The sequence below is a fragment of the Streptomyces sp. NPDC104367 genome (genome assembly GCF_055583825.1).
Genome location: NZ_JBVJND010000010.1, coordinates 283,027 through 302,723, shown reverse-complemented (window position 1 = coordinate 302,723; position 19,697 = coordinate 283,027). Strand labels below are relative to the sequence as shown.

Genomic DNA, 19,697 nt, shown 5'->3' with positions numbered 1-19,697 from the left:
CGCAAGCAGAACCCCGCCTTCGGCCTGGGGTCGTACACCGAACTCCAGTCGTCGAACCCGGCGGTGCTCGCGTTCCTGCGGGAGTACGAGGACGATCTCGTCCTGTGCGTGCACAACTTCTCCCGCTTCGCGCAGCCCACCGAGCTGGACCTCAGGCGCTTCGGCGGGCGGCACCCCGTGGAGCTGTTCGGCGGGGTGCGCTTCCCCGCGGTCGGTGAACTGCCGTACCTGCTCACGCTGGCGGGCCACGGCTTCTACTGGTTCCGGCTGCGCGCGGACGCGGCGCAGTAGCCCGACCGACGAGAGCCCGGGCGGGCGCGGTTTCCCCCGGCCCGCCCGGGGCACCCATCAGTAACGCCCCCGACGCCCCCCGGGGAAAGGACGTACCGCCATGGCGGACACGGTCACCCCCTCAGCACCCCCGCTCCTCGCCTCGCTCGATCCCCTCCTGCGTGACTGGCTGCCCCGGCAGCGCTGGTTCGCGGGCAAGGGCCGCCCGGTCACCGGCTTCTCCGCGGTGGCCGAGACCGAACTCCTGCCGTCGGACGGCGGACTGGGCCTGCACCACCTGCTGGTCCGCGCCCACCAGCCGCCCGCCCCCGCCGGGACCGGCGACTGCTACCAGCTCCTGATAGGCGTGCGCGAGGCGCTGCCGCCCCGGCTGGCGCCCGCGCTCATCGGCCATGTGACCGACGGCCCGCTGGCCGGACGCACGGTGTACGACGCCCTGTACGACCCCCGGCCCGCCGAGGTGCTCCTGGAGGCCCTGCGCACCCGGGCCCGCATCGGCGGGCTGTGCTTCGAGCGGGACCCGGACCGCGAGATACGCGACGGGCTGGTGGCCCGTCTGCTGACCGCCGAGCAGTCCAACTCGTCGGTGGTCTATGGAGATACGTTCATTCTGAAGCTGCTGCGCCGGGTCGTGCCCGGCGTCAACCCCGATCTGGAGATCCCGCTGGCGCTGGCCCGCGAGGGCTGCGCCCGGGTGCCCGCCCCGACCGCCTGGCTGCGGGCGGAACTGGCCGGGCAGTCGTACGTCCTGGCCGTGCTCCAGCCCTATGTGCGCGGCGCGACCGACGGCTGGGAGCTGGCGCTGCGCGAGCTGGCCAAGGGCGAGGACTTCACGGCCGAGGCGCGGGCGCTGGGCCGGGCCACCGCCGAGGTGCACACGGCACTGGCCCGCGCGCTGCCCACCGCCACCCTCGGGCACAGCCAGCTGGAACCCCTGGTCGCGGGCATGACGGAGCGGCTGACGGCGGCGGTGCAGGCGGTGCCCGCGCTGCGGCCGTACGAGGACGGGCTGCGCTCCGCCTACACGGCGCTGGCCGACCTCGCCGCCGAGGGCCGTACCTGGACCGCCCAGCGGGTCCACGGCGACCTGCACCTCGGGCAGTGCCTGCGCGCGCCGTCCGGGGAGTGGTCGCTGATCGACTTCGAGGGGGAACCGGCCCGGCCGCTGGCCGAGCGGCGGATGCCGCAGCCGCCGGTGCGGGACGTCGCCGGGATGCTGCGCTCCTTCGACTACGCGGCCCGCTCGGTGACCCCGGCCGCCCCCCGCTGGGCGGCGCTGTGCCGGGCGGCCTACTGCTCCGGCTACGCCGAGACCTCCGGCACGGACCCGCGCACCGACCCCGTCCTGCTGCGGGCCCACGAGACCGACAAGGCCGTCTACGAGGTCGTCTACGAGGCCCGGCACCGCCCCGACTGGCTCCCCGTACCCCTGTCGGCCGTGCACCGGCTCGCCACCTCCGACCTGCTCTGACCTGCTCCGATCCCCGGGAGACGCGTCCGTGACCTCCAAGCAGCAGCCCGTGTCCCTAGCCGCCGCCGACCGCGAACGGCTGCTGCACGGCACCCATCACGACCCGCACTCCGTCCTGGGCGCGCACCCGGTCCCGGGCGGGATCGCCGTCCGGGTCTTCCGCCCGTACGCCCGCGCGGTCACGGTCGTCGCCGGCCGGGACCTGCGGGCCGGGCTGCACGACGACGGCGACGGCTTCTTCTCCGCCCTGCTGCCCCTCGGCGAACCGCCGGTGCACCGGCTGCTGGTGGAGTACGACGGGACGGTCCAGGAGACCGAGGACCCGTACCGCTTCCTGCCCACCCTCGGCGATCTGGACCTCCATCTGATCGGCGAGGGGCGGCACGAGCGGCTGTGGGAGGCGCTCGGCGCGCATCCGACGACCCACCAGGGCGTGTCCGGCACCCGGTTCGCGGTGTGGGCGCCGAACGCCCGGGGCGTACGGCTGGCCGGCGGCTTCAACTTCTGGGACGGCACCGGGTACCCGATGCGCTCGCTGGGTTCCTCCGGGGTCTGGGAGCTGTTCGTGCCCGGGGTCGGCGACGGCGAGCTGTACAAGTTCGACATCACCCGCCCGGACGGGTCCCGCACCCTGCGCGCCGACCCGCTGGCCCGCCGGACCCAGATCCCGCCGGACACCTCGTCGATCGTGCACACGTCCCGGTTCACCTGGTCCGACCAGGAGTGGACGGCGCACCGGGCGGACACCCCGGTGCACGAGGCCCCGTTCTCCGTCTACGAGGTGCACCTGCCGTCCTGGCGGCCGGGCCTGACCTACCGCGACCTGGCCGCGCAACTGCCCGGGTACGTCAGGGACCTGGGCTTCACGCACGTCGAGCTGATGCCGGTCGCCGAGCACCCCTTCGGCGGCTCGTGGGGCTACCAGGTCACCGGCTTCTACGCGCCGACGGCCCGGCTGGGCACCCCCGACGACTTCCGGTACCTGGTCGACGCCCTGCACCGGGCGGGCGTGGGGGTGCTGATGGACTGGGTGCCGGCGCACTTCCCGCGCGACGACTGGGCGCTCGCGGAGTTCGACGGGCGCCCCCTGTACGAGCACGAGGACCCGAGACGGGCCGCGCACCCCGACTGGGGCACCCTGGAGTTCGACTTCGGCCGCCGCGAGGTACGGAACTTCCTGGTGGCGAACGCCGTGTACTGGTGCGAGGAGTTCCACATCGACGGGCTGCGGGTGGACGCGGTCGCCTCCATGCTCTACCTCGACTACTCGCGCGAGCCGGGCCAGTGGACGCCGAACGAGCACGGCGGCCGGGAGAACCTGGACGCGGTGGCGTTCCTCCAGGAGATGAACGCCACCGTCTACCGGCGCGTGCCGGGCGTGGTGACCATCGCCGAGGAGTCGACGGCCTGGGAGGGCGTGACCCGGCCCACCGACTCCGGGGGCCTGGGCTTCGGGCTGAAGTGGAACATGGGCTGGATGCACGACTCGCTGGATTACATGGCCCACGAGCCGGTCCACCGCAGGTACCACCACCACGAGATGACGTTCTCGATGGTCTACGCGTACAGCGAGAACTACGTGCTGCCGATCTCCCACGACGAGGTGGTGCACGGCAAGCGGTCGCTGGTCTCGAAGATGCCCGGCGACTGGTGGCAGCAGCGCGCCGGCCTGCGCGCCTACCTCGGCTTCATGTGGGCCCATCCGGGCAAGCAACTGCTGTTCATGGGGCAGGAGTTCGCGCAGGGCGCGGAGTGGTCGGAGGCGCACGGGCCCGACTGGTGGCTGCTGGACCCGGAGTACGGGGCGGAGGCCGACCACCGGGGCGTGCGCGACCTGGTCCGCGACCTCAACACCGTCTACCGCGCCACCCCGGCCCTGTGGCAGCGCGACACCGACCCGTCCGGCTTCCAGTGGATCGCGGGCGACGCGGCCGAGGACAACGTCTTCGCGTTCCTGCGTCTCGACGCCGAGGGCGTGCCGCTGCTCGCGGTCGCCAACCTCGCCCCCGTGGTCCGCCGGGACTACCGCCTGGGCGTCCCCGACTCCGTCCCCGCCTGGCACGAGACCCTCAACACCGACGCGGCATCCTACGGCGGCAGCGGCGTCACCAACCCCGACCCGGTCAAACCGGAGCACCAGGGCGCACACGGCCGCCCGGCGAGCGTCCGTCTGGCCCTCCCCCCGCTGGCGACGGTCTGGCTGCGCCCCGCCTAGGGGGTGTTGTCCTGTCCCTCGGGCCGGTCCCTGCGGGAGCGGGACATCAGGCGGCGCAGGGCCGACAGCGGGCTCCGGGACCGGCCCTCGGAGGCCGGGGGCGGGGCGGTGGCCGGGGCGGTGTGCGGGGCCGGACCGGTGGGTGGTGCCGGGGCGGGCGTGCGGGGGCGGTGCGGGCTCAGCTCGTAGCGGACCGGCAGGATGCGCAGGCCCCGGATCACCGGGCCGGAGCGCCAGGGCAACTGGTCGTGCGGAAGGGTGAGTTCGGCCCTGGCGAAGTGGTCGAGGAGACGGCCCACCGCCGTCGTCACGATCATGCCGCCCAGCTCGCGGGCCGCGCTGGGGCACTGGTGCGGCCCGGCTCCCCAGCCCAGGTGGGCCCGGGTGCTGACGGTCGGGCCGACCAACGGGGAGGAGTTCAGCGCGAGCAGGTTCTGGTGCGCAGCGGCCGCCGAGGGGGCCACCACGTCCCCGGCGCGGATCCAGTAGTCGCCCAGCCGCACGTCCCGGGCGGCGAACCGGAAGCACATGTTGGCGACCGGCGGGTTGGCCAGCGCCGCCCGGTTGACCGTCTCCCCCAGCTGCCCCGCGGACAGGCTGCGGCGGACGTCGGCGTTGCCGCGGAGCACCTCCAGCAGGGTGTTGAGCACCATGTTGCCGGTGATGTCGTTGAGGTACACCGCGTTCATGAACAGCTCCCGGCCCAGCTGTTCGTCGCTCAGGCCGGGGTCGGCGAGCAGCAGGTAGGAGGTGAGGTCGTCGCCGGGTCTGCTTCTGCGGTGCGCGGCCAGCCGGGTCATCGTGGCCGACGCTCGCGCCGTGGCCGGCCCCGCGTCCGGGCCGCCGTCGAGCATCCGCCACAGGTCCATGACCAGTTCGTCGCCGAGGTCGACCGGGCAGCCGAACAGCTTGGTGGTGACCATCAGCAGCAGCGGGCGGACGTACTGGGCGGCCAGGTCCGCGTATCCGGCCGGGCCCGACTCGGCGGCCAGCTCGCCGACGAGTTCGTCCGCGTACCGGGCGACGGTCCCCCGCAGTTCCCAGCCCTGGGGGGTGCGCGGCTCCTGGAAGGCGCGCAGCGCGGTGTGCAGCGTGCCCCGCGCCGTCCGGTGCTCCTCCTCGTCCATGAACATCGTCTGCCGCACCTCGTAGCCGGCCAGCAGCGGCCAGTCCCCGGGCAGCAGTCCCTCGGCCCGTGCCCGCCAGTAGCGGATGTCGCGCCGCCACTGGCTCTCGTTCCGCAGCACCTCCAGCACCTCGCGGTAGTCGAGAACCAGCCATACGGGCACCCCCATCAGCCCGACCGGCGCGACCGGTCCGTGGGTGCGCCGCAGCCGGTCGTAGACCGCCCCCGGTCCGGCGTCGAACTCCGAGGTGAGCAGCGGCTCGACGGGCAGCGACTCCAGCGGGGGGCAGTCGGCCGGCGCGATGGCGTAGGGGTGGGCTTCCATACGGACACGCATACCGCACCGACCGTGCACAAGCGGTCACCGTGGCGTGAACTGTTACGTCTCGGTGATCCCCGGGACATCCTTCCCGGCGAGCCCCGCCGGCAGCGGACCCGTGTGCAGCACCCCCAGCCGCTGGGTGGCCCGGGTCAGGGCGACGTACAGGTCGCTGGTGCCGTACCGGCCCGGCTCCACCACCAGGACCGAGTCGAACTCCAGCCCCTTGGCCTGCCGCGGGTCGAGCAGCACGACCGCGCGGGTCAGGTCGGGTTCGGCACCGGCCGTGACGCCGTCCAGCCGGGCGGCCAGCGAGCGGTGCAGGTCGCGCGGCGCGATCACCGCCAACCGGCCCTCGGCCGGAGCGAGTTCGGCCACCGCCTTGCCGACCGCGCCGGGCAGGTCGCCGGTCACCCGGCGCAGCCACGGCCGTACGCCCGTGGAGCGGACCGAGCTCGGCGGCTCGAAGTCCGGCCGCCCGGCGCGCACCACGGCCGCCGCGAGGTCCATGATCTCGGACGGGGTGCGGTAGTTGACCCCGAGCCGGGTGTGCTCCCAGCGGTCCTCCACGTACGGCCGCAGGATGTCCGCCCAGGACCCGACCCCGGCCGCCTCGGCGGTCTGCGCCGGGTCGCCGACCAGCGTCATGGACCGGGTCGGGCTGCGGCGCATCAGCAGCCGCCAGGCCATCGGCGACAGCTCCTGCGCCTCGTCCACGATGATGTGCCCGAACGCCCAGGTGCGGTCGGCCGCCGCCCGCTCGGCCGCGCTGCGGAAGTCCTCCTCCTCGTGCCGCTCGGCGAACCGCTCGGCGTCGATGACGTGGTGCGCGGAGAGGACCTCGGAGGCGTCGGGATCGTCCTCCTCCTTGTCCTCGAACTCATAGGTGCGGGAGGCGTACGACACGTCCAGCACGCCCTGTGCGTAGGCGATCCGGGTCTCGCGCTCGCGTTCGGCGCGGGCCCGGACGACCCGCTCGTCCACGCCGAGCAGTTCGGCCGCCTCGTCGAGGAGGGGCACGTCCTGGACCGTCCAGGCCCGGGTGACCGGGCGGCGGATCGCGTCGGCGTCCTCCGCGCCGACGTACTCCTCGGGCGCGGCGAGGAAGTCGGCGACCACCCGCTGCGGGGTCAGGAGCGGCCACAGCCGGTCGATCGCGGACCAGACCTCGGGGTTCTCGGCGAGTTCGTCGCGGATCTGGGTGATGTCGGCGGCGTCGAGCAGGCTGCTGCCGTCGAACGGGTCGGTGCCCACGCGCTCGGCGTACAGCTCGGTGAGGGTGTTGAGGATGTGGCCCTCGAAGTACTCGCGGGACACGTTGTGCGGGAGCCGGGCGGCCCGGGTGCGCTCGCGGGCCACGCCGACCAGGCCGTCGTCGAGCATCAGCACCTCGCGGTCGTGCTCGATCGCGAGGACCGGGTCGGGCAGCGTCTGCCGGTCGCGTACGACGGCGGCGAGCACCTCGGCCATGTCCGCGCGGCCCTTGACGGCGGCCGCCCCGGGGCTGTCGGCAGCCGTCGCCCGCACCCCGGGGAACAGCTCGCCGACCGTGGCCAGCAGCACCCCGGTCTCGCCCAGCGAGGGCAGCACCTCGCCGATGTAGCCGAGGAAGGCGGGGTTGGGGCCGACGATCAGGACGGCCCGCTTGGCGAGCAGTTCGCGGTACTCGTAGAGGAGGAAGGCGGCGCGGTGCAGCGCGACGGCCGTCTTGCCGGTGCCCGGCCCGCCCTCGACCACCAGGACGCCCCGGTGCGGCGCCCGGATGATCTCGTCCTGCTCGGCCTGGATGGTCTGCACGATGTCGCTCATCCGGCCGGTGCGGGCCGAGTCGAGCGCGGCGAGCAGCACCGCGTCGCCGGTCGGGTCCTCGTGGCCGGTGCGCTCCCGGTCGCCGAGGTCGAGGATCTCGTCGTGCAGGGAGGTGACGCGGCGGCCGTCGGTGGCGATGTGCCGGCGGCGGCGCAGGCCCATCGGGGTGTGGCCGGTGGCCAGGTAGAAGGGGCGGGCGACCTCGGCACGCCAGTCGATCAGGACCGGGGTGCGCTCGGCGTCGTCCCGGCGCAGCCCGATCCGCCCGATGTGGTGGCGGGTGCCGGAGGTCAGGTCGATCCGCCCGAAGCACAGCGACCCGTCGACGGCGTTCAGGGCGGCGAGCAGCCCGGAGCGCTCGGCGACCAGGATGTCCCGCTCCAGGCGGGCCTGCATCGGCTTGTCGCCGAGGGTGAGGGCGTCGTCGACCGAGGCCTCGGTGTCGCCGCGCAGCGCGTCCACCCGTGCGTACAGTCCGTCGATGAATTCCTGTTCGCCGCGCAATTCATCGTCCGGAAATTCGACGTTTGACAATTCCACTCCCGCCCGGATATACTGTGCTCACTGAACTTCTTCGCGACCGTCCAATCCAAAGTCGCGAACTCCTGAATATACGCAAAAAAATCCCCCGGGCGCAATTTCCGGGGGATTTTTCGTGTGCGGGAGCGGTTCAGAGCACGTCGGCCAGCTCCGCCAGCAGCCGCCGCTTCGGCCGGGCGCCCACCATGGCCTTCACCGGCTCACCGCCGCGGAACACCATGAACGTCGGCATGGACAGCACCTTGTACGCGTTCGTCGTCTCCGGGTTGTGGTCCACGTCCAGCTGGACCACCTTCAGCCGCTCGCCCTCCTCGGCCGCCAGCGCGGTCAGCACCGGCCCCATCTGCCGGCACGGCGGGCACCAGTCGGCGGTGAACTCCACCAGCACCGGCAGCTCCGAACCGATCACCTCCGTCGCGAAATCGCCGTCCGTCACCTCGGTCACGCCCGCGGCCCTGGTCATCCGTGCACCTCTCCCAGCTCGCACACCGGTTCCGGACCCCCCGGAACCCGCGCATCGGCGGCCAGCTCGTCCCGCGCCCGCTCGGCCCGCACCAACTGCCCGGCGACCTTCTCCCGCACACCCCGCAGCTCGTCGAGGAGCGAGTCCAGCTCGGCGAGCTTGCGCCGGTAGACCGCGAGCGAGGCGGGGCAGGTGTCGCCCTCCGCGTGCCCGGCCCGCAGACACTCCACGAACGGCCGGGTCTCCTCCAGCTCGAACCCGAAGTCCTGGAGCGTCCGGATCTGCGTGAGCAGCCTGAGATCGCTCTCGTCGTAGGTCCGGTGCCCGTTCCCGGCCCGCCGCGCGGGCAGCAGCCCGCGCGCCTCGTAGTACCGCAGAGCACGCGTGGTGGTCCCGGCCCGCGCGGCCAGCTCGCCGATTCGCATAGGTACGACGGTAGGCGTTGACGTCGGCGTCAAGGCAAGCTCGGCTTGACCCCCGCGGACTCCTCGACCTCCAGCAGGGAGGCGCTGTGCCGTTCCTCGTCGAAGGCCCTGCGGCCGCCGCGCAGGCCGAAGAGCCGCTTGGCGAGGGCGATGTAGAGCACGGCGAGGATGTTCAGGACGAGGGTCGCGATCTTCAGGTAGCTGACCTTCTCGGTCAGTTCCCAGATCTCCAGCGGCAGGAAGGCGGCGGTGGCGACCACGGTGAGGTACTCGGCCCAGCGCTTGGCGTACCAGAGGCCGACCGCCTCGACGAGTTCGATCAGCGCGTACGCCAGCAGCAGTCCGGCCACCAGCAGCAGCGTGGAGTGCTTGTATCCGAAGGCCTTCTGGATGGAGCCCACCACGGGTGAATGGTCGAGGTCGTAGTGGAAGTGCCGGAAGACCGGCCGGAACGTGTTCAGGTATTCGTTGAACAGCCGGCGTACCGCGTCCTGGCTGTTGCTGAATCTCCATACGGCGACCGCGACCAGCACGATGAAGACCCCGCGCACGGCCCGCTCGACGGCGAGGAAGCGCAGGATGAAAAGGTCCCGCAGCACCTTCCCGCGCGGCACCAGCGGGGCGTCCGCGGCCGGTCCGGAGCCGTGCGGCTCGCCGAGCACGAAGTCACCGCAGCGCAGGCAGCGCCACACGTCCCCGAGCGCGGTCTGCGCGTGCAGCCGCACCCGCAGCCGCGGGTCGTCCGGGGCATAGGTCACATGCCCCTTGCGCGCGCAGTGCCGCCGATCCCAGTCGATCTTCATCCCCCGTGCCTCCACACGCCGACGTGCCGTTCCGGTCGAACAGGAACGGCACGTTAGTGGATACGGGTGACAGGCGTGGCCGAGGGGTCAGTTCACGCCGCTGCCGGCCAGCTCCCGGTCCTCGGCCGGAGCTTCCGTTTCCGGCTTCCCGAGGCCCGGCAGCAGCACCGCGACCAGTACGGTTCCCACGCCCAGGACGAGCGCGCCGACCAGGCTGGTGTGGGCCACGGCGTGGGCGAAGGAGGAGCCGACGGCCTCGGCCATCTGCTGGGCGCCCCGGGCCAGCTGCCGGGCCTGCGCGGTCAGCTGGGCGGCCTGCTGGGGGTCGGTGGCCCGGGCCGCCGCCGCGGCGGCCTCGCTCGCCTTCTCGCCGATGCCCTGGGCGACCGCGTAGCCGGCACCGACCGAGTCCTGGGCGGTGGCGAGGGTGCTCGCGGGCAGCTCGCTGCCGCTGGTGGCGTCGGCGAGGCGGTCGCCGTAGGACGTGGCGAGGAGCGAGCCGAGGACGGCGATGCCGAGGGAGCCGCCGAGTTCCAGCGAGGTGTCGTTCACGGCGCCGCCGACGCCGAGCTCGGACTCCGGGAAGGCGCCCATGATCGCGTCGGTGCAGGGCGAGAGCGCGAGGCCGATGGCGAGGCCGAGGACGATCAGCGGGGCGACGAAGTCGCCGTACGTCGACGCGGCGTCGACGCGGGTGAGCAGGGCCAGCGCGACGGTGCCGCCGGCCATGCCCGCGGTGACCGTCCACTTCATGCCGACGCGCGGGGTGAGCCAGCCGGTCAGGGCCGAGCCGGCGAAGACCGCGCCGGCCAGCGGGAGCATGCGCACGCCGGTGCCGAGGGCGTCGTGGCCGAGGACGAACTGGAGGTGCTGGGTGAGGTAGTAGAAGGCGCCGAAGACGGCCAGGAAGAAGAGGGCGACGGCGAGGTTGGAGCCGGCGAAGCGGCGCTGGGAGAAGCGGCGGACGTCCAGGACCGGGCGCGGGTGGCGCAGCTCCCAGAGGACGAAGGCGACGAGGCCGGCGCCCGCGACGACGGCCGCCGTGACGGCCTTGACGCCCCAGCCGAAGTGCGGGCCCTCGATGATCGTGTAGACCAGCGAGCCGATCCAGAGCACGGACAGCAGTCCGCCGACGTGGTCGATGCGGTCGTGGTGGCCGGCCCTGGACGGGGGGACGAGGACGAGTGCGCCGACGACGGCGACGGCGGCGATCGGCACGTTGATGAGGAAGGTCGAGGACCAGCCGTGGTCGCGCAGCAGGGCGCCGGCGACCACCGGTCCGGCGGCGATGGCGAGTCCGGCGGTGGCGGTCCACAGGGTGATCGCCTTGGCGCGTTCGGCGCGCGGGAAGGTCGCGGCGAGCAGGGAGAGGGTGGCGGGCATGATCAGGGCGGCGCCGACGCCCATCACGGCGCGGGCCGCGATCACGGTCGTGGAGCTGTCGGCGAGGTAGCCGAAGACGGATCCGCCGCCGAAGACGACGAGGCCGAGGACGAGCGCGCCGCGGCGGCTGTACTTGTCGCCGATCGCGCCGAGCAGCAGCATCAGCGCGGCGTAGGGGACGGTGTAGCCGTCGATGACCCACTGGAGGTCGGCGCTGCTGAGGCCGAGGTCGGTGGTCATGTCGGGCGCGGCGACGGTGAGGGCGGTGTTGGCCATCACGATGATCAGCAGGCTCAGGCAGAGCACGAGCAGCGCCCACCAGCGGCGCGGATAGGGCCGCTCCGTCCGCTCGACCGGTTCGTTCACGACGAGTCGCATGGCAGGGATCGCCTTCCTCACGCTTCGGATGCGCATGGTCGGATGCGCACGGCGGCGGTGCGGGTACTTGCACATCGACATGCAATTGCACAACCATGTGCAATGTAAGGGATCTGCACAGTGGCGTGCAAACGGAGGAGGTGAAGCCCTTGCGGAGGGACCGTGAGCGCCCCCGCGGGGCAGGCAGAATGGCAGCCATGACCACCGGTAACACGGGCACCAGCACCCGCGCCGACGCCAACCGGCGCCGCATCCTCGACGTCGCCCTCGCCGAACTGCTGCGCGACCCCGACGCCTCGATGGACCAGATCGCACGCGCCGCGGGGGTCGTACGACGGACCGTGTACGGCCACTTCCCCAGCCGTGAGGCGCTGATCGGCACGCTCGTCGACGGCGCCGTGGAGGCGCTGACGGCCGCCGACGCGGGGGCCCGCAGGGAGTCGGCGGACCCGGCGGAGGCCGTGGCCCGCTCGGTGCTCGCGATCTGGGAGATCGCCGACCGCTACCGGCTGCTGGTGGGCCTCGCCCAGCGCACGGTCACCGTGCAGGGCATCCGCGACCGGCTCACGCCCCTGCGCGAGACCAAGACGGCGCTGCTGCGGCGCGGCCTGGACGAGGGCGTGTTCACCTCGCCGCTGCCGGCACCGGCGCTGGCCTACGTCCACGAGCAGATGCTCTTCGCCGTGATGGAGGCGGTGAACGACGGCCTGGTGGACGCGGCGGAGGCGGGCCGCTCCGCCGCGGTCAGCGTACTGACCGCGGCGGGCGTGCCCGCCTCCGAGGCCACCGCGCTGGTGGCCGGGCTGAGCGAGTGGTGACCGGACGGCCGGCCCGGGTTCAGGCCGGGCCGGACGTGCGGAAGCCTCTCAGGCGGCGCTAGGCCTTGGCCAGCTCCTCCCGCTGCTCGGGCAGGTCCGGGGTGGCCCCCTGGCTCTCGTCGAGGAGCGTCTTCTCGTCGAACGGCAGCTCGCCGGCGAGCACCTGGCGCACCCGGGCCGTGTCGATCTCCTTGGTCCAGGTGCCGATCAGGACCGTCGCCACCGCGTTGCCGGCGAAGTTCGTCAGGGCGCGGGCCTCGCTCATGAAGCGGTCGATGCCGACGATCAGGCCGACGCCGTCCACCAGCGCGGGCTTGTGCGACTGGAGACCGCCGGCGAGGGTCGCCAGACCGGCGCCGCTGACCCCGGCCGCGCCCTTGGAGGCCAGCAGCAGGAAGAGCAGCAGCGGGATCTGCTCGCCGACCGACATCGGCGTACCGAGGGCGTCGGCGATGTACAGCGAGGCCATGGTCATGTAGATCATGGTGCCGTCGAGGTTGAAGGAGTACCCGGTCGGGACGGTGATGCCGACGACCGGCTTGCTGACGCCCAGGTGCTCCATCTTCGCGATGAGCCGCGGCAGCGCGGACTCCGAGGAGGAGGTGGACAGGATCAGCAGGAACTCGCGGGCGAGGTACTTGAACAGCGTGAAGATGTTCAGCCCGGAGACCGCCCGCAGTACCGCGCCGAGCACCACGAAGACGAAGAGGAAGCAGGTCACGTAGAAGCCGAGCATCAGCACGGCGAGACTCTTGAGCGCGTCGAGTCCGGCGGAGCCCACGACGGCGGCGATGGCTCCGAAGGCACCGATCGGCGCGGCCCACATGACCATGCCCAGGATGCGGAAGACGAGCCGCTGGACGTGCTCGATGCCGCGCAGCACCGGCTGGCCGGCCGATCCCATGGCCTGGAGCGCGAACCCGGCGAGCAGCGCGATGAGCAGCGTCTGGAGCACCTGGCCCTCGGTGAAGGCGGAGACGAACGTGGTCGGGATGATCGACAGCACGAAGTCGACCGGGCCGAGCGCCTCGGCGTCCACCTGGCTGTGCCCCGTGGCCTTGACGGCGTTGGTGATGTGCAGCCCGTCACCGGGGTGCAGGACGTTGCCGACGACGAGCCCGATGGTCAGCGCGACCAGGGACATCACCAGGAAGTAGCCGAGCGCGATACCGCCGACGGCGCCGACCTTGGTGGCCTTCCGTACGGACCCGATACCGAGCACGATGGTGCAGAAGATGATCGGCGAGATCATCATCTTGATCAGATTGACGAACCCGGTACCGAGCGGCTTCAGCTCGACCCCGGCATCGGGCCAGATCAGACCGACCGCGATACCGACCGCGACCGCGACGATCACCGCGATATAGAGGTAGTGGGTGCGGTCTCTCCTGGCGGCGGGTGCGGCTGGGGCCGTAGGCGTCGTCGTCACGGCTCGCCTCCTTGACGTCTTCGTCGGCATCACCGGCGTGCGGCTCACGTCCGGGGTTATGGGGGATGCCGTGACTATCTCCCGCTCTGTGAGGGCGGTCACCCTTCCGTTCATTTAGTTCACGCTTAACCCCCGGGGCACACTGCTGACATGCGCCTCCCGCACGTCCCCCGTCCCCGAAGCCTCGCCGGACAGCTGTTCGCGATGCAGGCCGTGCTGATAGCGGTGCTGGTCGCCGGGTACGCGCTGTTCAGTTACGTCAGCGACCGGCACCAGGCCGAGGACGCGGCGAGGCGGCAGGCGACGGCGGTGGCACGGTCGGTGGCCGACGCCCCCTCGGTGCGTACGGCGATCCACACGACGGACCCGTCGGCGCTGCTCCAGCCGTACGCCCTCCAGGTCATGCGGGGCACCGAGGTCGACTTCATCACGATCATGACCCCGGACGGGATCCGCTGGACCCATCCCGAGCGCAGGGAGATCGGCAGGCGCTACCTGGGCCACATCGACGCGGCCCGGCGCGGCCACACCTACAGCGAGACCTACAAGGGCACGCTGGGCGCGTCGGTGCGGACGGTGACCCCGGTGACGGAGAACGGCCGGGTGATCGGCCTGGTGAGCGCGGGCATCAAGGTGGAGGCGATCAGCCGGCGCGTTCAGGAGCAGGTCACCGCGCTGCTGGGGGTGGCGACCGGCGCGCTGGTGCTGGGCGCGCTGGGCACCTACGTGATCAACGCCCGGCTGCGCCGCCACACCCACGGCATGAACGCGGCGGAGCTGAGCCGGATGCACGACTACCACGAGGCGGCGCTGCACGCGGTGCGCGAGGGGCTGCTGATGCTGGACGGGCAGTACCGGGTGGCGCTGATCAACGACGGGGGGCGGGAGCTGCTGGGGGTCGGCCCGGAAGGGGACGTGGTGGGCCGGTCGGTGGCCGAACTGGGGCTGCCGGCGCCGCTGACGGGTGCGTTGCTCGCGTCGGAGCAGCGGGTGGACGAGGTGCATCTGACGGCGGACCGGGTGCTGGTGGTGAACACCTCACCGGTGTCGGGCGGCGAGCGCAGGGGAACGGTCGCGACCCTGCGCGATGTCACCGAACTCCAGTCACTGATGGGCGAGTTGGACTCCGAGCGGGGCTTCACCCAGGCGCTGCGGTCGCAGGCGCACGAGGCGGCGAACCGGCTGCACACGGTCGTCTCGCTGATCGAGCTGGGGCGGGCCCCGGAGGCCGTCGACTTCGCGACGGCGGAGCTGGAGCTGGCACAGGCGCTGACCGACCGGGTGGTGGCGGCGGTCGGCGAGCCCGTCCTCGCCGCACTGCTGCTGGGGAAGACGGCCCAGGCGAACGAGCGGGGCGTGGAGCTGGTGGTCTCGGACGAGAGCCGGCTGGATGACGGTTTGCTACCGGGGAGCCTGTCGCCGCGCGATCTCGTGACGATCCTCGGCAACCTGATCGACAACGCGGTGGACGCGGCCCAGGGCAGTACCGGGGCACGGGTGACGGTGACCGCGTACGCGGAGGACGACGAACTGGTGATGAGGGTGACGGACACGGGGGCGGGGGTGGATCCCGCCCGTGCGGAGCTGGTCTTCCAGCGGGGCTACTCGACGAAGCCGGCCGGACCGGGCGGGCGCGGGCTGGGTCTGGCGCTGGTGCGCCAGGCGGTCGTACGGCTGGACGGGACGCTGACGGTGGCAAAGGCCCCCCGGGGCGGGGCGGTGTTCGAGGTACGGCTGCCGCTGCGGGCGTCGGGGGTGACCGCGGATGGCTGAGCCGATCCGGGTGCTCGTGGTGGAGGACGATCCGGTGGCCGCGGACGCCCATGTGATGTACGTGGGACGGGTGCCGGGGTTCGTGGCGGTCGGCAAGGCGCACACGGGGGCACAGGCGCGCCGCGTCCTCGACCGTACGCCGGTGGACCTGCTGCTCCTGGACCTGCACCTGCCGGACGTGCACGGGCTCCAGTTCGCGCGGTCGCTGCGGGCGGCGGGGCACCAGGCGGACGTCATAGCGGTGACGTCGGCGCGGGATCTGGCGGTGGTGCGCGAGGGCGTCTCGCTGGGCGTCGTGCAGTACGTCCTGAAGCCGTTCACCTTCGCGACCCTGCGGGACCGGCTGACCCGCTACGCGGAGTTCCGGGCGGCGGCGGGCGAGGCGAGCGGGCAGGACGAGGTGGACCGGGCGCTGGCCGCCCTGCGCGCGCCGACGCCGGCCGCGCTGCCCAAGGGGCTGAGCGCGCCGACCCTGGAGCGGGTGACGGTCGCGTTGCGGGAGGCGGCGCAGGGCCTCACCGCGGCGGCCCTCGCCGAGAGCGTGGGCATCTCCCGGATCACGGCCCGCCGCTATCTGGAACACCTGGTGGAGGCGGGCCGGGCGGGGCGCAGTCCGCTGTACGGGCAGGTGGGGAGGCCGGAGCTGGTGTACCGGTGGGGGCGGGGCCGGTGAGGGCGGGGCCGGTGAGGGCGGGGCCGGGCTGGGCGGGGCCGGGCTGAGCGGCGGCGGGCTGAGCGGCGGCGGGCTGAGCGGCGGCGGGCTGAGCGGCGGCGGGCTGGGCGGAGGCGATTGAGGCGGGGGCGGTCTGAGCGGGGGCGGTTGAGGCGGGGCCGGTCTGAGCAGGGCCGGTCGAGGCAGGGCCGGTCGAGGCAGGGCCGGTCGAGGCAGGGCCGGTCGAGGCAGGGCCGGTCTGAGCAGGGCCGGTCGAGGCAGGGCCGGTCGAGGCAGGGCCGGTCTGAGCAGGGCCGGTCTGAGCAGGGCCGGTGAGGGCGGCGGCCCGGGCGCGGGCCCGGCCGGCCTCGGCGGGGGCCCTGCCGCGGGTGTAGGCGTCGGCGGCCCCGAGCCAGCCGGCGCGGGCGTCGGCGGGCCGGCCCGCGCCGTGGTGTGCGAGGGCCAGGTTGTGCAGGGCGGTGCCGGCCGCGTACCAGTCCCCGGACTCCTGGTGGAGCCGTACGGCCGTGTCGTGGGCCTCGGCCGCCTCGTCGGGCCGGCCGGCCGCGCGCAGGGCGATGCCGAGGTTGTCCAGGGCGCTCGCCTCGCCGCGGCGCTCGCCGGCGCCGCGATGCAGCGTGCGGGCCCGGAGCAGGGCGTCGATCGCCTCCGGCACCCGTCCCACCGCGACCAGGGCGTTGCCGAGGTTGTTCCACGCGGCGGCCTCGCGGCCGGGGTCGCCTTCGGCCCGGAGCAGGTCGCGGGCGTGGGTGTGGGCCTCGACCGCCGCGTCCGCGAGGCCCGCCCGGCCCAGGGCGATGCCGAGGTTGCTCCAGGTCTCGGCCTCGCCGCGGCGGTCGGCGACGGCCAGGTGCAGGTCCATGGCACGGGCCAGGGCCACCAGCGCGTCCTGCGGCCGGCCCGCCTCCAGCAGGGCGGTGCCGAGGTTGTTCCAGACGGCGGCCCGGAACCGCGGGTCGCCCTCCCGGTACGCGGCCTCCTGGACCGCGCGGACGACGGTCATCGAGTCGTCGGCGAGCCGCCGCCGTCCGAGATACGCCCCGAGGTGCTCGGCCACCCGCACGGCAGCGTCCGCGAACCGCTCCTGCCGCGCCCAGGACACCGCCGCGACCAGCCCCGCCCGTTCCCCGTCGAACCAGGCCAGCGCCTGCTCCAGGTCGGCGAACCGCTCCGGCTCCGCGCTGTCCGGCCGGTGGCGCAGCCGGGCGTCGGCGGCCCGCGCCCACCGCGCGTAGGACTCGATCAGCCGCTCCCTGGCCGCCTCCCCCTCCTCCCGCAGCGCGTCGTCGGCCGCCACCACCCCCGCCGCGAACACCCGCACGAGATCGTGCAGCCGCCACCACCCCGGCCCACCGCCCCGCTCCACAAGATGCGCCCGCACCAACCCCCGCAACTCCCGCCCGAGCGAACCCACCCCCGCCGCCAACCCCGACCCTGGCCCCGACCCCGACCCCGAGCCTGGCCCCGGCCCCGGCCCCGGCCCCGGCCCCGGCCCCGAGCCTGGCCCCGGCCCTGCCTCGCCGAGAAACGCTTGCGCCGACTCCCCCGGCTCCCGCGCCACCGACCCCGGCCCCGAACCCGACCCCGGCCCCGAACCCGACCCCGAGCCTGAACCCGACCCCGACCCTGGCCGCTCCTCGCCGAGAAACGCCCGCGCCGACGCCCCCGACTCCCACGCCACCGGCCCCGAGCCCGACCCCGCATCGCCGAGAAACGCCCGCGCCGACTCCCCCGGCGCCCCCGATTCCCCCGACGAACCCGGCCTCCCAGGCGTCCCCCGCACCGCCCCCGAGTCGCCGGTCAGGGCGGTCATCGTCTCGTCGCTGATCTCGGGGCCCGGGGCGAGGGCGAGCAGGCGGAGGAGTCGGGCCTGGGGGGCCGGGAGCCGTCGGTAGGAGAGGTCGAAGGCGGCCCGTACGCTGCGCTCACCGTCGTCCAGGTCGGCGAGCCGGTCGTGCGAGGCGGCGAGTTCGCCGGCGAGTTCCGTGAGCGGCCGGTCCCGGTCCCCGGCCAGCAGCGCGGCGGCGATCTGGAGGGCGAGCGGCAGATACCCGCACAGCCGCGCGAGACGTGCCGCGGCCTCGGGGGCGTCGCCGACCCGGTTGTCGTCCGGGTCGGCGATCCGCAGCGCGAGCGCCAGCAGCCCCACCGCGGCCTCGGCACCGAGCTGTTCCAACGGCACCATGCGCGCCCCGAGTTGGGGCATCCGGTCGCGCGAGGTGACCAGCACCCGGTGCCCGGCGCCGCCCGGCAGCAGCGGGCGGACCTGGTCCGGCGACGAGGCGTTGTCGGCGAGGAGCAGCACGGGCCCGTGCCGTCCGGCGCGTTCGGCCAGCACCGACCGGTAGAGGGCGGCGCGGTCGTCGGCCCCCGCCGGTATGTGCTCGGGCGGCACCCCGAGGGCCCGCAGCAGGGACCGGAGCGCCCGCTCCGCGGTGACCGGTTCCCCGTCGTACCCGTGCAGGTCGACGAAGAGCGCCCCGCCCGGGAACCGGCCCCTCCCGCACGCCAGGTGCGCGGCCTCCACGGCGAGCGCGGTCTTGCCGATGCCGCCGAGCCCGGACACGGCGGTGACGAGCACCGCGGCGGAGTCGTCGAGCGCGCGCAGCAGCCGGGCGGTCTCCTCGTCCCGTCCGGTGAACCCCGGCTGCCGGGCGGGCAGCGAGGCGAGCGCCTCCGGCGGGGCGGCGGCTCCGTCCGTCCGGATCACGACCTGGACGCCGATCACCTCGCGGTGGAAGACCCCGCCCCGGAAGTCGGTGTGGTCGCCCCGGTACCAGCCGGCCGTGCTGCCCGGCGCGCAGCGCTCCATGGCCGCGACGACGGCCCCGGCGGCCTCGGGATTCCCGGCGAGCAGCTCCGCCACCCGCTCACCCCAGCCCCGCCAGACCTCCCGCTCCCGCACACCGTCCACCGCGCAGTCCGCCGCACCATCCGCCGCGCAGTCCGTCGCACCATCCGCCGCACCGTCCACCACACCATCCGCCGCGCAGTCCGCCGCGGCGGCGAGCGCCGCCACCGGCCCGCCCGGCTCCCGGCCGAGCGACCGCGCCAGCTCCGCCAGCGCCCGCCGTCCGGCGTCCCCGCCGGCTCCTTCGGCGAGGGCCGCGAGCAGCGCGGCCCTCGTACCCGTCCCCATGGCCCGGAACCTATGCCGGGGGCCCCGCGGGCGCCGCCGGCCTCGCGGGTCTCGTGTACAGCAGCACCTGCACCCCGAACCCGAGCACGGCGAGCGCCTCCAGCACCGACAGCACGACGAGCAGCCCGCCGCCGTCCCCGCTCCCCCAGAACACGACCAGCGCGGCCAGCGGCACCGCGCAGAACGCCGTCAGGTCGATCACCGCCTGGATGAGCTTGCGCGACCGCCGCCGCACGTCGGTGCGGTGATAGGCCTCCCAGCCGAAGGTGGCGAAGTCCGGTCCGGTGGAGGCGAGTTGTCCGAGCCTCGGCCCCAGCTCGTCCCGCACGTAGTGGCCGATCGCCGAGATCTTCTCGTCGTTGACGAGGTACGTCCACCCGAGCACGACGCACACCGGCGGCAGCGCCAGCAGCATCGACGCCTGCTTCGCCTGCGCCGCCGCGGCGACGACGGCGGCGACGACACCGAGCGTCACGTACAGCAGATTGTCCCGGAACCCGATCCGCGCCTTCTGCTCGTCCTTGACCGTCTGGTACTCGGCAAGCAGCAACTGCCCCACGGTGACGTCCTGTTCCGGCATACGGCTCTCCCCCGCCCGACGGCCCGGCCCACGCCGGACGACCATACCTCCGTACGGCCCGG

Annotated in this window: 15 protein-coding genes; 6 read left to right on the top strand and 9 right to left on the bottom strand. The window is 73.8% G+C overall.

The window, feature by feature from the left end:
- The 3 genes from ACZ619_RS18085 to glgB all read left to right on the top strand — a co-directional run.
- The coding region (locus ACZ619_RS18085) for an alpha-glucosidase C-terminal domain-containing protein (RefSeq protein ID WP_469599681.1) at positions 1-291 on the top strand (291 nt) is incomplete at its 5' end.
- Positions 292-391: 100 nt separating this feature from the next.
- The gene (locus ACZ619_RS18080; protein WP_469599679.1) at positions 392-1,762 is read left to right on the top strand and encodes a maltokinase N-terminal cap-like domain-containing protein; all 1,371 of its coding nucleotides are present in this window, start codon (positions 392-394) and stop codon (positions 1,760-1,762) included.
- A gap of 28 nt (positions 1,763-1,790) precedes the next feature.
- Positions 1,791-3,977, top strand: coding sequence for a 1,4-alpha-glucan branching enzyme (gene glgB, locus ACZ619_RS18075; RefSeq protein WP_469599678.1), 2,187 nt, complete (start codon positions 1,791-1,793; stop codon positions 3,975-3,977).
- On the opposite strand, the gene ACZ619_RS18070 is transcribed toward glgB, so the two are convergent.
- The 6 genes from ACZ619_RS18070 to ACZ619_RS18045 form a co-directional block, all read right to left on the bottom strand.
- Entirely contained in the window at positions 3,974-5,428 is a 1,455-nt protein-coding gene (locus ACZ619_RS18070) for a cytochrome P450 family protein (RefSeq protein ID WP_469599677.1), read from the bottom strand. The genes glgB and ACZ619_RS18070 overlap by 4 nt on opposite strands.
- 54 nt (positions 5,429-5,482) lie before the next feature.
- On the bottom strand, positions 5,483-7,765 hold the full coding sequence (locus ACZ619_RS18065; RefSeq protein WP_469599675.1) for a HelD family protein: 2,283 nt from the start codon (positions 7,763-7,765) through the stop codon (positions 5,483-5,485).
- A 136-nt stretch (positions 7,766-7,901) separates the two neighbouring features.
- Positions 7,902-8,216, bottom strand: a complete 315-nt coding sequence (locus ACZ619_RS18060; protein ID WP_469599713.1) for a thioredoxin family protein — start codon at positions 8,214-8,216, stop codon at positions 7,902-7,904.
- Positions 8,217-8,230: 14 nt separating this feature from the next.
- Positions 8,231-8,659, bottom strand: coding sequence for a MerR family transcriptional regulator (locus ACZ619_RS18055; protein WP_469599673.1), 429 nt, complete (start codon positions 8,657-8,659; stop codon positions 8,231-8,233).
- Positions 8,660-8,688: 29 nt separating this feature from the next.
- Positions 8,689-9,462: a DUF2127 domain-containing protein gene (locus tag ACZ619_RS18050; protein WP_469599671.1), complete on the bottom strand. Its 774-nt coding sequence runs from the start codon at positions 9,460-9,462 to the stop codon at positions 8,689-8,691.
- Positions 9,463-9,549: 87 nt separating this feature from the next.
- Entirely contained in the window at positions 9,550-11,223 is a 1,674-nt protein-coding gene (locus tag ACZ619_RS18045; RefSeq protein ID WP_469599669.1) for an MFS transporter, read from the bottom strand.
- Positions 11,224-11,411: 188 nt separating this feature from the next.
- Between ACZ619_RS18045 and ACZ619_RS18040 the strand changes: the two genes are divergently transcribed.
- Positions 11,412-12,041, top strand: a complete 630-nt coding sequence (locus tag ACZ619_RS18040; protein ID WP_469599667.1) for a TetR/AcrR family transcriptional regulator — start codon at positions 11,412-11,414, stop codon at positions 12,039-12,041.
- Between the two features lie 58 nt (positions 12,042-12,099).
- On the opposite strand, the gene ACZ619_RS18035 is transcribed toward ACZ619_RS18040, so the two are convergent.
- Positions 12,100-13,500: a cation:dicarboxylate symporter family transporter gene (locus tag ACZ619_RS18035; protein WP_469599711.1), complete on the bottom strand. Its 1,401-nt coding sequence runs from the start codon at positions 13,498-13,500 to the stop codon at positions 12,100-12,102.
- A gap of 120 nt (positions 13,501-13,620) precedes the next feature.
- On the opposite strand from ACZ619_RS18035, the gene ACZ619_RS18030 reads away from it, so the two are divergent.
- Both ACZ619_RS18030 and ACZ619_RS18025 read left to right on the top strand, forming a co-directional pair.
- Entirely contained in the window at positions 13,621-15,243 is a 1,623-nt protein-coding gene (locus ACZ619_RS18030; RefSeq protein ID WP_469599666.1) for a sensor histidine kinase, read from the top strand.
- Positions 15,236-15,916 carry a response regulator gene (locus tag ACZ619_RS18025; protein ID WP_469599664.1) on the top strand — a complete coding sequence of 227 codons (681 nt, stop codon included), beginning with the start codon at positions 15,236-15,238 and terminating at the stop codon, positions 15,914-15,916. The genes ACZ619_RS18030 and ACZ619_RS18025 overlap by 8 nt, the downstream gene beginning before the upstream one ends.
- Here the strand turns inward: ACZ619_RS18025 and ACZ619_RS18020 are convergent.
- Both ACZ619_RS18020 and ACZ619_RS18015 read right to left on the bottom strand, forming a co-directional pair.
- Positions 15,801-19,055, bottom strand: coding sequence for a tetratricopeptide repeat protein (locus ACZ619_RS18020; protein WP_469599662.1), 3,255 nt, complete (start codon positions 19,053-19,055; stop codon positions 15,801-15,803). The genes ACZ619_RS18025 and ACZ619_RS18020 overlap by 116 nt on opposite strands.
- Positions 19,056-19,065: 10 nt before the next feature.
- A complete protein-coding gene (locus ACZ619_RS18015; protein WP_469599660.1) occupies positions 19,066-19,635 on the bottom strand; it encodes a hypothetical protein in 570 nt (189 codons plus the stop codon).
- Between the last annotated feature and the right edge of the window lie 62 nt (positions 19,636-19,697).